The sequence below is a fragment of the Bradyrhizobium sp. Ce-3 genome (assembly GCF_022835695.1).
In the GTDB taxonomy this organism is placed as follows: domain Bacteria; phylum Pseudomonadota; class Alphaproteobacteria; order Rhizobiales; family Xanthobacteraceae; genus Bradyrhizobium.
This window is the reverse complement of record NZ_BQUV01000004.1, coordinates 110,706-127,408: the sequence shown is the minus strand read 5'-3', so window position 1 is coordinate 127,408 and position 16,703 is coordinate 110,706. Positions and strand designations below refer to the sequence as shown.

Sequence of the window (16,703 nt, the reverse complement as noted above, 5' to 3'; positions counted from 1 at the left end):
GGAGCCCGGCGGTGTCAGCGGCAGTCCGGTTGTCAATGCGCATCGCTTGCCGCCTTCCAGGGACGATCGGCGGGAGCCAGGCCGTTGCCGGCGAGCTCCTCGACCTCGTTGACCAGTGCCTCGGCGCGGCCAATCAGTGCGCGGGCGTAAGACGGATTGATCGGCCGATGCGCGAAAGCTGCGCCGTCGAGCTGCGCGTTGATCTCGCCTATCAGTGCGTCGCGCCTGGCGGTGATCGCGCCGATCGTGCCGAGATAGCGCTGATAGCCGGCATCGCCGCCCTTGATGGCCTGGGTCGCAAGGGCAAGACTGTTGCGCGCGAGCTGCCCGAGCGGGTCATTGATGGTCTTGCCGGCGCGCGCCAGCGCCGCATAGGTCTCGCGATCGTTCGCGATCCCCGCCGGCAATGCGCCCGCCTCGAGTGCGTCCACCAGCACGGTGCCGTCATGGACGTAGCGGTCGCCCAGCCCCAGCAGCGCCAGCAACGTGGGCCGCAGGTCCGCGTGGTGCGAAATAATGTCCGCCGTCTCGCCGCGGTGCGCGACGCCCGGTCCGGCCATGCCGAACCAGCTACCGCCGAGAATCTGTGCGATGTCGCCGCGCACCCACGTCGTCTCGGGATCGACCGCAACGCAGGCCGGCGGCTGCGCGCAGTCGATGCGGCTGGCGGCGGTCCGGATGACGTAATCGGGATCCGCGAACATGATGAGATGCGGGGTGCGTGCGGGGCTCGCGGTGACCATGTGCATCAACTGCATCTGCGCGCGGTCGGCGACCATCGATGTCAGGCGATCGCTCTTGCCGGTCAGCGGATTGAGGACGCCGAGCTTGCCGACGTCCTGTGCGAGGGTGCGCGTCAGCGGATCGGCAGGGAGCGGATTGCCGCGGATATAGAGCGGCGGTGCGTTGCCGGCCTGGACATCGAAGGCGGTGACGTTGCGCCGCTCGGTGGCGAGCAGGCGATCGACGGCGATGCCGATCGCGCCGGTCGGACCGTAGCTGCAAGGCACTGCGACGCCATCGCACGCTGGCGGGCTGGGCGGCCCGCCGACAAAGCGGTCGTTGCCTGTGGGCACGACGATGAACAGCGTATTGCGCGTCGTGATCCCGCTCGCGGCGAGCCGATCGAGGAAGGCCTTGAAGGCGGCATCGTCCGCGGCGAGCCTTACGACATGGTCGCGTTCGCCGGGGCCGAACGCGCGCCGGCGCGGCGCGGCCGGCCGGTGTGCGTCACCGATCCCGACATAGACCACGGGCACGCCGGCCTCCAGCATCGCCGCGGCATAGCCGAGCGATTGCGCGGCGGTCGTCTCCGCTGCGCCGGGAAAGCCTGGATGGCCGGCGTCGTCGTCGATGACATCGCCGTCCAGATCCCTGACCGGGCCGTCCGGCGAGATCACCGGCTGCACATGGCGGTTGCCGAACAAAGCGCTGAAGCCGGCATAGCCGCCGGGCTCGTCGGGCAACAGATCGGGCCGCGCATGGCCATTGCTGCACAATGGGCTGCCGCGGGCGCAATGGATGGCGACCCCGAGCAGATCGGCGCGTGCCCTGCGCGGATCGTTGACGGCGGCAAGCGCATCAGCCCCGCCGAGCGTGGCCACGATCTCGGGGCCGATCTGCTGCAGCGTCAGACCGGTCGTTGCGAACGCGCCGACGTCGCAGCCGGCCGAGGTGAACGGCACCCAGGGCGCGGGCACCGTCCGGCCGGTGTCGGCCAGCATCAACGGCTTGCCGTCGCTGCTGCTCGCGGTCCAGTAGGCGAAGGCGCTGGCAAAGCCGACGCTTCCGTCGCTGCGGAACGCGGCGCTGCTGTCGCCGATCGGGACGCCCATGCGGTCGCCATGCAAGCCGGTCAGGATGGTGAGAGTGTCGGGCTCCGTTTCAGCCAGCGGCGAGACCTGATGATTGCTCGCGATGATGCCGTCGCGGGTGAGGAAGTCGCGCAGATGCGGCATCTGCTCGAGATCGGAGGGCACGTTCGGGTTGTCGCGGCGCAGGTGAACGTTGTCGAGCTCGATCTGCACGACGTGCTTGATCGCACCGCCGCGCGCGCGCAGCTCACACGCGGCGAGCGCCTGCCCGGCCCCGGTGCTGCACGTCACAATGAAATCCAGCGCCAGCAACAGGGCGCCGAGCAGCAACGGCGTGAGGCCGGCACGGATGCGACTCGAACACATGACGCCACGTCTTTGATACCGATGTGTTTCGTCTCGACGGTCTTGATGTCGATAGGAAGCCGCAGCGTCGGCATGAAGGCGTCTGCTGCACGCCTGCAGTGTGTGCGGCTTGGATGACGCGGTCGTAACAGCAGCTCCGGCGCGATGCGCATGGCGACAATGCCCGGCTGTGATTCACCTTCACAGAGTTGACGCATACAGGTTGCGATGCGTGGCCTTTTGTCCGTCGCGTGCCGAGGAGGCTTGCAACACGCGCGCGCCTGGCGCAGTTTGATTGTCGCACGCGGCGATGACGATCCGTCGACGATGCTGCACGCTGACAAATGGACAGCAGACATATGCCGATCGCATTGCAGATGTTGATGGTCGTTGTGATTTGTCTTTCTGCGCAGCTTGCTCGCGCTGCGGAGGTGTCGACGGGCAACGCGGTCGTCGTCAACAATCCGGTCGAGCTTCAGCCGCTGGAGCAGCTGAGCACGACCAGGGACAAGCCTCTGTTCTCGCCGGCACGGCGACAGCCGGCCAAACCGGTCGTGCCGGTGGCGCGGCAGGAACCGCCGCCGCCACCCGCACCGCCGCCGAGCGTGGTGGTGCTCGGCATCGTCAGCGAGAACGGCGACGGCCAGGCTGCCATCCGCGCCGCAGGCAAAGGTGACAAGGTGGTGCGCGTGCGCACGGGTGACGACGTCGGCGGTTGGAAGGTCGAGCGGATCGAGCCGCGCCGGCTGGTTCTCAAGCAGGGCGAGCGCACGGTGGATTTCGCGTTGTTCACCACCGCTGCGAAGCCCTCGAAGCCTGTCGAGCGGCCGATCCGGCAGACCAAGGCCACATCGCCAAGCAATTGACTCGCTGCCGCTTTTGGCCTGCCGCGCGAATTTGCGGCTGCGCGCCGAGGTTGAGTTCCAGCGCAGGGTTAAAACTTTTTTGCGAAATCGCTTCGCGTTAGCCCGCCCCAAACTGTCTTAACAACAGGAGAGGCGTTCCGGACGGTCGGGCGCGTCCGCTTGGGGGCGGTCGCGCCGGTTGGGTTGCGCGCTTTTCATTGAGTTGTCGGCATCGGGCCAACTGGTTGCAGGCTGGCCGGTGCCTCGTTGCGTCACGATCGTTTCGCATCGCTTGCTGCATTGGAAGGCCCGCATGGATTCGCTCCCTCGCTCGACCTCGCGCCGTGGCCTGTTGCTCGCAGGTGTAAGTTCGATCGCGATCGCAATGGGTTCGCCTGCGGCAGCGCGCCCTTTCGGCACCTGGGGCGGGGTGAACAGCGCGGCCACGCAGGCCGCCGTCAGCGCTGCGCAAACTGCCGCACAACAGGCGCAGCAGGCCGCGCAGAACTCGCAAGCGTCGATGACGCGCGCTGCACAGGCGATCCAGGCATTGCAGGCGGCCCAGAGCGCCGCCCGCGGGCTTGCAGCGAGCGCGCCGAGCGCGGTGCCGAACGGTCTCAACGCCGGCGGCTTGGTGCCGAGCAGCGGCCTTGCCGCGTCCGGTGTTGCCAATCCCGTCACCAACTGGGTCGGCGCCAACACGCCGACGCAGACCGGCAGCGGCGGCCAGACCACGGTCAATATCAACCAGACCCAGGCTCAGGCGGTGCTGAACTGGCAATCGTTCAATGTCGGCAGGGACACGACCGTCAATTTCAACCAGCAGGGCAACGCGAACTGGGCGGCGCTCAACAGGATCGCATCGACCGGCGTACCGAGCCAGATTCTGGGATCGATCAAGGCCGACGGCGCGGTCTATCTGATCAACCAGAGCGGTATCATCTTCGGCGGCACCAGCCAGATCAACGTTCACACCCTGATCGCCTCGACGCTGGATCTACCGACCAAGCTGAGCGGCAGCAACTACCAGGGGTTCCTGCAGAGCGGTCTGTTCTCGCTGCTGGGCGACCTTCCGACAGCCGCGAACATCACCACGGCAAATGCGTCGGGAGCTGCGATCTTCAATCAGGGGACCGGTGGCAAGGTCACGGTTCAGCCCGGTGCTATCATCGATACGACGGGGAAGCTGAGCGCAAACGGCGACGGAGGCTATGTCGCGCTGCTCGCCGATGGCGGTGTCAGCAATGCCGGCGCGATCACCGCCAGGAACGGTCAGATCATCCTGGCCGCGGACAGCAACGTCACCTTGGTCACGCCGCTGTCCACTGCCGTCGGCAGCCAGACGGCGATGCGGGTCCTGGCCGGCGGCGGCGTGGTCAGCAACGAAGCTTCGGGCCTGCTTTCGTCCAGCTCCGGCGCGGTCACGCTGGCGGGCGGATCGATCAACCAGCTCGGCGGCATCGTCGCCACCACCAGCACGACGCGGACCGGCTCGATCAGCTTGAGTACGACCTGCGCGCAAGGTGGCTGCTTGTCGGGCGCCGACGGCAACATCGTGCTGGGATCGGCGAGCCTCACGGCGATCCTGCCCGACGAGACCAGCGGAACGTTGCCGACCGCGACGCTCAATTCCACCACGTCGGCGAACGGTGCCAGCAACGCGCCGTATTTCCAGACGGTGCTGCAGCCGCAGATCAACATCACGGCGGCGGGCAGCGTCGACGTGCGAGGCAGCGGCGCGGGCGATGCCGGCGCGCTGATCAAGGCGCCCGGCGCGGCGCTGAGCATTCGCGCCGGGGTCGTGGCAGATCCTGGCGCCGTCCCCACCAGCGGCACGGTCCTGCTCGAGAACGGCAGCACCATCGATCTCTCCGGCATCGCCGGCGTGACGCTGCCGATGTCGATCAACCAGATCAGCATCCTCGTCACAGCCGCCGAAGTCGCCGACAGCCCGCTTGCCCAGGCGCTGATCGGCAAGACCGTGACCATCGATGCACGGCTGAGCGGCACCCGCGCCGATGGCGTGCAATGGGTCGGCTCGCCGCTGCTCAACGCAGCCGGCTATGTCGGGCTGATCCCGCAGAGCATCGACCAGATCCTCACCGTCGGCGGCAATTTCGCGACATCGGGAAAGAATGTCGTGCAGCAGCCGGGCGCGACCATCAACGTGTCGGCCGGTTATGTGCAGTACACCGGCGGCACGATCAGCACCACCCGCCTGCTGGGCGCCGACGGGCGCATCTACGACATCGGCCGCGCCGATCCGACCATCGCCTATGTCGGCGTCGGCGGCGGTTTCACGGTGCTGCACAAGGTCAATGGCGTCGTCGATACCAAATTGACCGAGATCTATCTCAGTCCATGGGGCGGCGGCAGCAATACGCACTACGAGGCGAGCTACATCAGCGGCGCCAACGCCGGCTCGGTCACCGTCGCGGCGATCAATCCGATCGTCAACGACATCATCGGCAATGTGGTGGCAGGCAGCCGCCAGCGCGCGCTGGCCGGATCGTCGAATCTCGCACCCGCCGACCAGATGCCGAATGGCGCGTCGCTGAACATCACGTTCGCCGTTCCGGCACAGAGCGACAGCACGCAACATGTCGTGCTCACTCCGCAGGCCGATGCGGGATCGGACCCGTACGGCCTGAACGGCTTGAACTTGGCCAACGCGTCCAACTGGTCGCCGACGCTCGCCAACGGCATATTTCCGGTCTTCACCGATGTGCTGTCCAATGCGGCGCTCGGCGCGGTCTCGATCAAAGGGGCGCGCCGGCTCGACATGGCGACCAACGCCACCTTGTCAGTACGACCGGGCGGCAGCATCACCCTGGACAATGTCGCCATCATCGACGGTACGCTCAGCGCGCCCGCCGGCCAGATCAGCCTCACCGGCTTCACCTATCCCATCAAGAAGCCGTCACACCAGCCGCCTGTGCCGGCCGTGGTCCTTGGGCCGCATGCGGTCCTTGACGTCCGCGGTCGCTGGGTCAACGACACCGGCCTGTCGTCGGATCAGCTCGAAGGGCGTGCCTACGTCAACGGCGGCAGCGTGAGCATCACGACGATCTCCGCCAGCTATGGGCCGGATGACCATGACGGCGCATTCGTCGACGTCACCCAGAGCATCGTACTTTCCCCCGGAAGCGTGATCGACGTGTCCGGCGGCGGTTATGTCGATACCACCGGCAAGATCAAGATCGGGACCGATGGCCTGCCGGTCGGCAAGGGTGGTAGCCTGACCCTATCCACCTACACCGGCACCTTCTCCGGCCATCCAGGCAGCGACCAAGGCCAATCGGACTTCAACGTTCCCCCTCACGGAACCAATCCCGACGGCACTGTCAATCATCCCGATCAGGCCAATGTGTTGCTGGGTGGCACGATCTACGCGGGCGGCTTCGACGGCGGCGGGACGCTGACGCTGCAGACGTCCACCATTGCGGTCGATGGCGCGACGGCGGACGTCACATCGTACTTTTCCGGCGCAGTGGCCAACGCGATCGCCAACTACGCTGGATCGTCGATTGCGGGGGCAGGCGTATCAGACAACCGGGCGGGCCAGCTTGTGTTGCCGCCTTCGTTTTTCACGAGCGGTGGCTTCGCCCAGTATGCCCTGACTGGCATTTGTGGCGGCGTCACCGTGACCGCCGGCACGCAGCTGCAATTGACTCAACAGCCGACCGCCATGCCCACCGGCCGCGAGGTGCGGATTCCGACCGGCGCACGGGTGCGCGATTTCGCGACGCTCGGCGTGCTGCCCGACGGCTTGCGCAAGCCGGTCAGCCTGACATTGGGCGGGACGGATATCCTGATCGATCGCGGCGCAGCCATCGTCACCGATCCGCTGGCGAGCGTCTCGCTGAACTCGAACGCGAGCGCGACCATTCTCGGCAGCATCACGGCGCCGGCGGGCAGCATCAACGTCAATACGGTCGACCTGCGCGTCGGCGCGACCGCCGTGCTCGACGTCAGCGGCGTGTTCGTGCCCAATCCGCAGGTGATCAGCTATTCCACCGGCACGGTGCGCGACGGCGGCAGCATCTCGCTGTTGGCCACCACCGTGGTGGCGGAGCCGGCTGCGCAGTTCAATCTGCAGGGCGCAGCCGTGACCGCAGACAGCAACCTGATCCAATTGCCGGCGAGCAGTTCCGGGCCGCACTTCGTCGGGCAGGCGGCGTGGAGCAATGGCGGCAGCCTGCAGCTCTCCGGCACGACGGTCTATTTTGCCGGCACCGTCGATGCGGCCGGCGGCGCGCCGCTCGCGACCGGCGGCAGCCTGACCATCGGCGTCATCAACAACACTGCGGTTGGCGCTCCGCCGACGCCTGACACGATCGTCGTGGAGCAGCCCGGTGTGGTCGCAACGAACCTGCCGGCGTCGGGCGCGACAGCTGCGCCCGGCGCATTCATCGGCGCCGATACGCTGAGCAACAGCGGTTTCGATTCCGTGACGCTGAATTCGCGAAGCCTTGCGTTCGACGGTTCGCTCAATGTCACGATCCCCGGCGCCTTGACCCTCTATGCGCGCAACGGACACTTCGCGATTTCGGACGCTTCGACCGTCAATCTCAACGCCGGCTATGTTCGCGTGGTTGGCGGCACCGGGGCGCTCGGGTCGATCGTGCCGGCAACCGGCGCCGGCACATTGAACGTGACTGCGCAATGGATCGACCTCGAGCGCGCCATTGGGCTCGACAATGTCGGCAATGCGAACTTGACCAGTGCCGGCGCCATCCGGCTGCTGCCGAACTACTATGGCTTTATCGACGGCGGTCCGGGTTCTGGAGAGACGACCTTTGGCGGGGCGCTGGTCGTTCCGGGCAATCTCGCGCTGCGTGCAGCGGAGATCTATCCGGTCAGCAACACCGCTTTCCTGTTGATGTCGACCGGCACGTCGCCGTCCGCCAGCACGATCACCATCGGCCAGAACGGTGTGCCGACGGCACCGCTCTCGGCGGGCGGAAGCATCGTAGTGAGCGCGCAGACGATCGTGCAGGGCGGCACGCTCTGGGCGCCGCTCGGCAACATCATCCTGGGCTTGCGAACGGCCAGCGACCTCCCGGCCCAGATCGGCAGCGCGATCAAGAATGCGACTGGCCTCGACTTTACTCAGCAGGCATTAGCGCCAACGGAGAGCGTGAAGTTGACCGCGGGCAGCCTGACCTCGGTCTCTGCTGCGGGCCTCGTCATCCCCGACGGCTACACCATCGACGGCACCACCTGGTATGACGGCAATATCAACGGCACAGCCATCGTGCCGCCGGTGCTCGCCGCGCCGCCCAGCAAATCGATCAGCCTGTTCGGCACTGACGTGGCCACCCAGTCCGGCGCCGTGCTCGACCTCAACGGCGGTGGGGATGTCTATGCCACGGAGTTTGTCGCTGGCACCGGCGGCAGCCGCAACGTGCTCGCGACCTACCAGCAGAACCTCGCCAACGGCAACATCACATCGACCTACGCCGACGGCCGCCAGGTCTATGCCCTGGTCCCGACCTATTCGGCGACGGTTGCGGCCTATGATTCCAATCTGGCCTTCGCTCCGTATTATTCCGGCCTGGTGATTCCGGCCGGCACCAACGCCACGGCAGCGGCCGGATCCAGGCAGCCATTCGCCAACGCGATCGCGCCGGGCCAGTCGGTGACCATCGGCGCCGGCAGCGGCATTCCCGCCGGCACCTACACGCTGCTGCCGGGAATGTATGCCACGCTGCCCGGCGCCTACCGCGTCGTCCAGGTCGCCAACAACGTCAATCCGAACACGGTCGCGAGCACTTCCAGCGCCGACGGCTCGCAATACGTCACCGGCACGCTCGGCAACAGCCTGACCGGCGCGCGCGCGTCGCAATCGGCAGTCTTCCAGCTGCAGTCGCAGGCGGTGTGGTCGCAATACTCCCGGATCGACATCACCTCGGGCACGACCTATTTCCGCAACCAGGCGCTCGCCGCGGGCAAGGCGCCGCCACCGCTGCCGATCGACGGCGGCGTGCTGGTGCTCGGCGCCATCAACTCGCTCGACCTTGCCGGCACCAACCGCTTCGCGCCCGGCACCAGTGTTCTCGCACCGGGGCTGGTCGGTGGCGGCGGCCAGGTTCAGATCGGCGGCAGCAACATTCTGGTGCTCGCTGCCGACAAGACCGTGCCGGCGGACGATTGCCTCGGCGGCAGCGCGCCCGGCTGCACCGGCGCGGTGAATTATCTCGTGCTCAATGCCGATCAGATCAGCGGGCTCGGGGCGTCGTCGGTGTTGATCGGCGGCACCGCACAGATCGTCAACGGCGTGCAGAACATCACCGCGACCGCGCTCAATCTCGAGGTCCTGACCGACGCGGCGCATCCCCTGACCGGTCCTGAACTGCTTCTGGTTTCGCTGGCCGGCGATGGCGGGCTCGCCGTCGGCAGGGGCCTCGTCATCGGCGACGGCAGCGTCGTCAGGGCGGTCGGCACGGTGCCCAGCGGCACCGACCGTGACATCACGATCGGCGCGCTGCCGGTCAAGCAGGCCGACAACAGCTATGTGTTCGCCAGCGGCGACGGCGCGCTGCTGCGTGTCTCGAATGGCGACACGGTGAAGGTCAACCGCCTCTATGTGCCGGGACAATATGCCGGCAGCGGTCCGGCGCCGAGCAGCCCGGTGCCGCTCGGGGCGTTCTCAGTCGGCGCCGGCGCGGTCATCGACGGCGGCAATGCGCTGACGCTCGATACCAGCGGCAGCGGCACGCTCGCCTCCGATGCCAGCCTGAACGCCAGGAACTACGACATCGCCGGATCGGTGATCAATATCGGCGGCGGCAGCAGCGGCATCGTGCTGAACTCCGCGGTGCTCGCAAACTTCAACGACGCGGTCTCGGTGCGGCTGCGCAGCGCCACCGTGATCAATCTCTACGACGCCAGCGGATTGCAGATCGGCGATGCCGCGCATCCGATCGGCACGCTGACGTTCGACAGCGCCGGTCTGTACGGGCAGGGCGGCAACACCACGGTCAACGCCACCAACATCGATCTCGCCAACACCCGCGGCGCCACCGGAACCGGCATCACCGGCGCCGGCGGCACGCTGACCCTCAATGCCTCGGAGGTCATCACCGAGGACGTCGGCACCAAGCACCTCGGCGGCTTCAGCCAGATCTATTTCAACGCCGGCAAGGCTGTTGCGTTCACCGGCAACGGCACGCTCGATTCAGCATCGGTTGCGAGTGCAGCGCTGACGTTCAATATCGGCGGCATCACGATCGCGAACCCCGGCAGCGGCTACTTCGGCATCCCCGACGTGATCGTCTCGGGTGGCGGCGGATCCGGCGCCGAGGCCGTCGCATCGCTCGGCGTGGTCAGCATTGCCGTGGTCAGCGGCGGTTCGGGCTACAACAACGGCGATCTCGTCACGGTGTTCGGAACCGACAACAATGGCAACCCGATCACCGCGACCGGCACGGCCGTCGTCAATTCGAGCGGCGCGGTTACCGGCGTCAAGCTCACCTCGGCGGGGTCTGGCTTCCCCGGCTTTGTCGACTTCATCTCGATCGACAGCGCCACGGGCGATGGCGGCGCGGACTTCACCGCGTCGCTCGGCGTGGTCGGCGTGACCGTCACCAATCCGGGGACGGGCTATACCAGCATGCCCACGTTCTCGTTCGCCAATGCCGGCGGCGCAGGCACGGCGGCGCAGGCCGTCGTCAACGTGACCGGAATCAACCTGACCAATCCGGGTGACGGTTACCTCGGCACCCCGACCATCAAGATCAGCGGAACCAATACGACGGGCACGACCACGACCGCCACAGCGACGGTGTCGGGCGGTGCCGTCACCGGCGTGAAGCTGACCAATGGCGGCACCGGCTATTCGAGCCTGCCCGTGGTGACGTTCTCGGGCGGCGGCGGCGGTGCTGCGAACATGGTGCTGTCGGCGCCGGTCATCGTGGTCAACAGCGGCGCGACGCAATCGCTGAGCACACTGGGCAATGTCAGTCTCGTCACCGGCGCGGGCACCAAGCCGGCGAGCGTCGCCGGCAATATCGGCGGTGTCCTCGCCATCGCGGGCGCGTCGATCTCCGATACTGCGACGATCCAGGCGCTGTCCGGCAAGGTCAGCCTGACCGCGACCGCCGGCGATGTGGTGCTTGGCAGCGGCGCGGTCATCGATGCGTCGGGCTCGCGGATCACGATTCTCGATGTGGTTCAGGACGCACCGGGCGGCGACGTGCAACTCGCGTCGACGACCGGCAACGTGATCATCGGGCAGGGCGCCATCGTCAGTGTGGCCGGCTCGGGCCGCGGCTTCGCCGGTTCGCTGTCGATCCTGGCCGCGAACACCGCGACGCTCGACGGCGCCCTCGACGGCAGCGCGGCATTCAAGGATCTCGGCGGCAGTTTCACGCTGCAGGCAGCCAATCTCGGCGGAGCGGCCGGTCTGCCGCTCACGGCATTCGGCGGCGGCTTCTCGGTGCGCCTCGGCAATGGCGACATCCGCATCGAGGCGGGGCAGACCCTCAGCTCCGACAAGGTTCTGCTGGTTGCGAATAATGGCAGCGTGATCGTCGACGGCACCATCGATGCGAGCGGGCCGAGCGGCGGCCAGATCTCGCTGTACGGCGCCGGCATCACCACCGGCACGGTCACGACCGGCGGCGTCAGCATCGGCGGCAGCGCGGTGCTCAATGCGTCCTACGTCGCGGGCGATCCGTCCGATCCGGCCTACGCCGCGGCCAGCCTGGTGCAGACCGGCGGCACCATCACGCTCGGCACCACGGGCACGCCGGACGGCTCCGTCAATGCCACCTACGGCTACCAGAACATCACGACGTCGGGCACGATCAGCGTCGCGCCGGGCGCGACGTTCAATGTCAGCGGCGGTCCGGGCGGGGCCAACATCAACAATTCCGGCGGCTCGGTCATCATCCGTGCGCCGATCCTCGCCAACAACACCGTCAACGTCGATTTCCGCGGTACCGTCATCGGCGTGGTCGACGGCGGTGGCAATCCGATCGGCAGGGGCGTCGTGCTCAATCCCTACGCGGTGTGGAGCACCACCGACAGCTCGACCGGCAAGCTGCATTTCGACGGCATCATCGATCCCGCCGGATGGTTCGACGCGGCCGGCAATCCGCTGCCGGGCACCTACCAGGACGGCAGCACGACCGATCCAAACGGCAATCCGATCGTGGCGCCGACGCCGCAGGCGCCGCTGGCGACCGGGAACGTCTTCATCGTCTCGCTGGCCAATGACGATCACGTCGGCTTCTATCAGGACACGCTGGCCAAATTCGTCCAGAACGTCGCCGTGACGCCTGCGGGCGGCGGCGCGGGATTCGGCGGCATGCATGTGCGGCCTGAGATCGACCTGATCAATCCGAGCCTCGACATCAACAGCGGCAACATCACGGTCGCCAGCAACTGGAATCTCGGCGCCGGCAGCGTCGATGCGTCCGGCCACGTCTCGCTGGTGTATCGCACCGCCGGTGGCGGCGAGCCCGGATCGCTGGTGCTGCAGGCCAGGAACAACGTCAACATCAACGCGTCGGTGAGCGACGGTTTCTTCGTCAACTACAGGTCACTCGGCGGGGACGCCGCCTCGCTTTATGCGAGCGAGATCAATTCGAGCCTCTATCAAGCCTATTTCAGCATGCTCCCGGACGGCACCAATCCGGTCTACAGCTCGAGCGGCATCGTCGATTATCTGGTGAAGACCAATGGTTCGTGGTCAGGCCCTTCAGCGCCCACGGCCTCGCCCAACGCGGCTTTCTTCGGCCTGTCGGACGCCGCCTACAACGCGCTGGCGCTGCAGTTCAAACTGGCGCAGCCGGTCGTCATCTCCTCCAGCGATCCGGCGGTGATCGATCAGTACAATCTGTATTATTCGCAGTATCTGCGGATGTTCCGCGCCTACGAGACCGAGTTGATCGGGGTCAATGTCAACGGGATCAATCCGTCCACCGGCGTTTCGGCGCAAGGCGGGATCGTGCTGTCCTATGCCGATTTCGTGGCATACGCTCAGGCAAGAAACACTTTTAACCTGGATCCGTCCCTCAACGCGATCCCGGCCGCGCCCACCACATCAACGGTGTATTACAATCTAAGCAATCCCGGCAGGTTGGTGTACAATTCAGTGAGCGGCAACGTGGTCGCTGCGTCAGGGGACTATGCGACGAAGTGGACGGCTTATTTCCTCAGCGTCATCAATACCAACCTGGTCGACAGCGGTAAGGGCAGACTGAACAATCTGATTCCTTCGGCAAGCCTGTCGGCGGGCTTGGACAATGCCGGCGGGTTAGATTTCGCCGGCGGAGTTCTCGCCGCGATCGCGGTTACGCCGCCGGCACCGCCGCCGGCCTACACTGCATTGCAGGGGAGCTACATGCCTGCGGGAGATCCGATCGCTCCCGCCGACCGGATCGCCAACAACCCTGCGATCTATAATCCGCCTGGCGGAATCCCTAGCGTCGTCTTCAACACCACGTCGGCGTCGCAACTGATGTCGGCAGCCGTGAGCGGCAAGGGCAGCTTCTCCTATGACATCGTTGCCGGCGCTGCCTTCACCGGCAATGCATCGCCGGTCGATCCTCATGCGGTGATCTCGTTGTCGTCGCAGTCGCCCACCGTCACGGGCAACGTCGCCATCGATGGCCACACCTCCTATTCGAGCTCGCTGGCGATCGTTGGCGGCACAGTCTACATCCCAACATTGGTGCGCACCGGTACCGGCTCCATCACAATCGCAGCGGCCGGCAATGTCGAACTGCGCGACCAGTTGTCGCCCGGTGCGGTTTACACTGCCGGGGTTGGCACGGCGACCCCGGCGGATTTCAACGCACCGACGCTGGCTCTCGCCTATAGTCTCAGGCCGAACGGTCTCGTCAGTACGCCGACCTGGGCGACCGGAGGTGGTGCAGTCACCGTGACGGCGGGCGGATCGATCATTGGCATCGAGATGCCGACCGATTCCGATGGCAGCCAATTCGGTGTCGTCGGCGGCTCGACTGGCCAGATGTGGAGCGATTGGTACATCCACTATGGCCTCTCCAACGGCACATCGATCCCGTTCGCGGCTTGTGCGGCCGCAGGCTCGATTGCCTGCCAGACCGCCAGCTGGATCAACTACGCCACCTTCTTCCAGGGCTTCGGGGCACTCGGCGGCGGCAACGTCACGTTGGCGGCGGGCGCCAACATCATCGATATCGGCGCGTCGTTGCCAGAGACACTCGTCGTCGGCGGTGGCTTCACCGCGGCCGATCCGCCGAAGGTGACTTATTACGGCGGCGGCAATCTCAACGTCACCGTCGGCGGCGACCTTCTGAGCAGCGATTTCCTGGTTGGCCGCGGCGCCGGCCAGATCAAGGTGGGCGGCGTCGTCCAGGCTACCACCAGCAATCCGCTGAATCAGGGCCTGCCGACCCTTGGAATTGTACTCTCCGCGGACTCTGTCGTCGGCACTTACGCGCTCCCGTTGCTGCTCGCGGTGCAGGACGGCTTCATTACCTTGGCTGCGCGAGGTTCGGTGACGCTCGGCAACGTCTACGATCCTGCCGCGTTGCCGCTCAACGCCGCGGTGTTGACCGACAGCTATCGTTATCTGCCAGGTGCCGCGCCTGACGGGGGCAACGGCGCCTGGAGTAGCTATTTCACCAGCTATGGTCCCGGCAGCGGTATTTCACTGACCAGTCTAACCGGCGACGTGAGCGGCCCGACTGTTTCGCCGGTGTTGATCCCAGGGCTTTTTGTGCACAATGCCAACAGCGGCACGGTGTCGCTGGGCGGCAATGCGAACGCCTCGATCGTCGGGCTGCTGCTTCCCGCCACGCTCGATTTGGCGGCTCTCAGCGGTGATCTGACCCTCAGCAAAACCGACATCAGCAATGTGCTGCCGAGCAGCAGTGGCAACGTCAGCCTCGTCGCGGCCGGAACCATTGACCTCGGACTGGGTCTTGCGATGCCCGATCTTGATCCCGACATCACGCGATACATCGGCTCAAACAACATTGATTTAACCAAGCTCGTCAGCAACTCCATCAACCCGCTCGGGCTGCCTTGGGCGACCTTGACCCAGGCGCTGCATGCGAACGATCCGGTGCCCGTCGTCGTCGCAGCCGGCAAGGACATCTATGCCGTCGACCCCGATACCAATTTTGCGGCCAGCGTGACGCTGATCAAGCCGGCGCGGATCGAGGCGGGCAACAACATCTACGCGGGACTTGCCCCGGGCGGCGGCGTTTCGACGACCAGCAACGGCACGCCGCTGTCCGGTGCCAGCAGCTTTGTTTTCGTCGGCCAGAACAACGACCCGGGTGACATCACCAGCATCGCCGCCGGCAATGATCTGGTCGGCGGCTCCTATCTTCTTTACGGTCCCGGCACCTTCGTGCTGCAGGCCGGGCACGATCTGGGGCCGTTCTCGGCATCCGATACGTCGACCCGCGGCATCGCGACGCTCGGCAATGGCAGCGCAGTCGGCAGCGCGTTCAGTCTCACCAATCCGCTCAAGCCCTATCTGCCGTCGCAGGGCGCCGAGGTCGATCTGCTGTTCGGTGTGAAGCCCGGCATCAACTATGCGGCGGCGATCGCGCAATATGTCGATCCGGCCAACGCCGGCGCGGGTGGCATCGATTTCCTCACTGACATCGCCGCTGTCCTCGGCCAGCCGCGCGATCAGGCCTGGGCCGCCTTCCAGGGTCTGTCGCAGGCGCGGCAGCAACTGCTCGTCAACCGTGCCTTCCTCGATTTCCTGATCCAGGTCGGCAAGGATTTCAAGAACCCGGCGAGCACCTATTTCGGCCAGTACGCCCGCGCCTATACGGCGATCTCCACGCTGTTCCCGGCCGGCGATGGCTACACCGACAACAGCCTGAGCATTGGCGGCAAGGCGGCGCCGAAGATCGCCACCGGCAAGCTCAATGTCGCAGCCTCCGTGCTGGAGACCCAGATGGGCGGCGACATCAACATCATCGGGCCGGGCGGTGGCATCACCGTCGGCCACGCCTCGCTGGATACGCTGACGCCGAACCAGGAAGGCATCCTGACGCTCGGCGGCGGCGCCATCCGCGCCTTTGCCAACGACTCGATCCTGGTGAACCAGAGCCGCATCATGACCCAGCAGGGTGGTGACATCGGCCTGTTCACCGCCAATGGCGACATCAGTGCCGGCGCAGGGCCGAAGACCTATGTCTCGAGCCCGGCGCTCAGCGAGATCTGCACCGTCGACGGCTACTGCTACATCAATCCGCAAGGTTTGGTCACCGGTGCCGGCATCGCCGCGCTGGTCACGCTGCCCGGCCAGGATCCGACCAAGAGCAACGTCACGCTGGTGGCGCCGCGCGGCACCATCGACCTCGGCGCCGCCGGCATCCGCGGCAACGACATCACGCTGGTGGCGCTGGTCGTGCTCAACGCGTTCAACGTCCAGGCCACCGGCACGGTCACGGGCCTCGCCTTCACGCCGACGCCGAGCACGACGCTTGCCGCGGTCACCACCAACGCGACGGCTGCGACCCAGCAGGCCGGCCAGCCCGCGCCGAGCAAGCCCAATGACCAGCCTTCGATCGTGATCGTCGAGGTGCTGGGCTATGGCGGCAGCGGCGGCGATGATGCGACGCCGGGTAACAGCGGTGGGGGTAGCGACAGCCAGACGCCGAACAGCAGCGACGACGAGCGCCGCCGCCGCGGAGGCGAGCAGTAGTCTTCTTGCTGTGGTCCGGCTCGTCATTTGCAA

The 16,703-nt window shown here is 66.3% G+C and carries 3 protein-coding genes; 2 read left to right on the top strand and 1 reads right to left on the bottom strand.

The window, feature by feature from the left end; genetic code table 11:
- Positions 1-32: 32 nt before the first annotated feature.
- Complete coding sequence (locus BRSPCE3_RS15205; RefSeq protein ID WP_244066666.1) at positions 33-2,180, bottom strand: hypothetical protein; 2,148 nt, start codon at positions 2,178-2,180, stop codon at positions 33-35.
- A gap of 410 nt (positions 2,181-2,590) precedes the next feature.
- Here BRSPCE3_RS15205 and BRSPCE3_RS15200 point away from each other — a divergent pair, with 410 nt between their 5' ends.
- Positions 2,591-3,025 (top strand): hypothetical protein, encoded by a 435-nt coding sequence (locus BRSPCE3_RS15200; protein WP_244066665.1) that lies wholly within the window; start codon positions 2,591-2,593, stop codon positions 3,023-3,025.
- Between the two features lie 292 nt (positions 3,026-3,317).
- Positions 3,318-16,670 (top strand): filamentous haemagglutinin family protein, encoded by a 13,353-nt coding sequence (locus BRSPCE3_RS15195; protein WP_244066664.1) that lies wholly within the window; start codon positions 3,318-3,320, stop codon positions 16,668-16,670.
- Positions 16,671-16,703: the final 33 nt, after the last annotated feature.

What these genes read in the sequence shown, in the direction of transcription:
- BRSPCE3_RS15205 (WP_244066666.1), bottom strand. Translation starts at nt 2,180, where the DNA reads ATGTGTTCGAGTCGCATCCGTGCCGGCCTCACGCCGTTGCTGCTCGGC.
- BRSPCE3_RS15195 (WP_244066664.1), top strand. Translation starts at nt 3,318, where the DNA reads ATGGATTCGCTCCCTCGCTCGACCTCGCGCCGTGGCCTGTTGCTCGCA.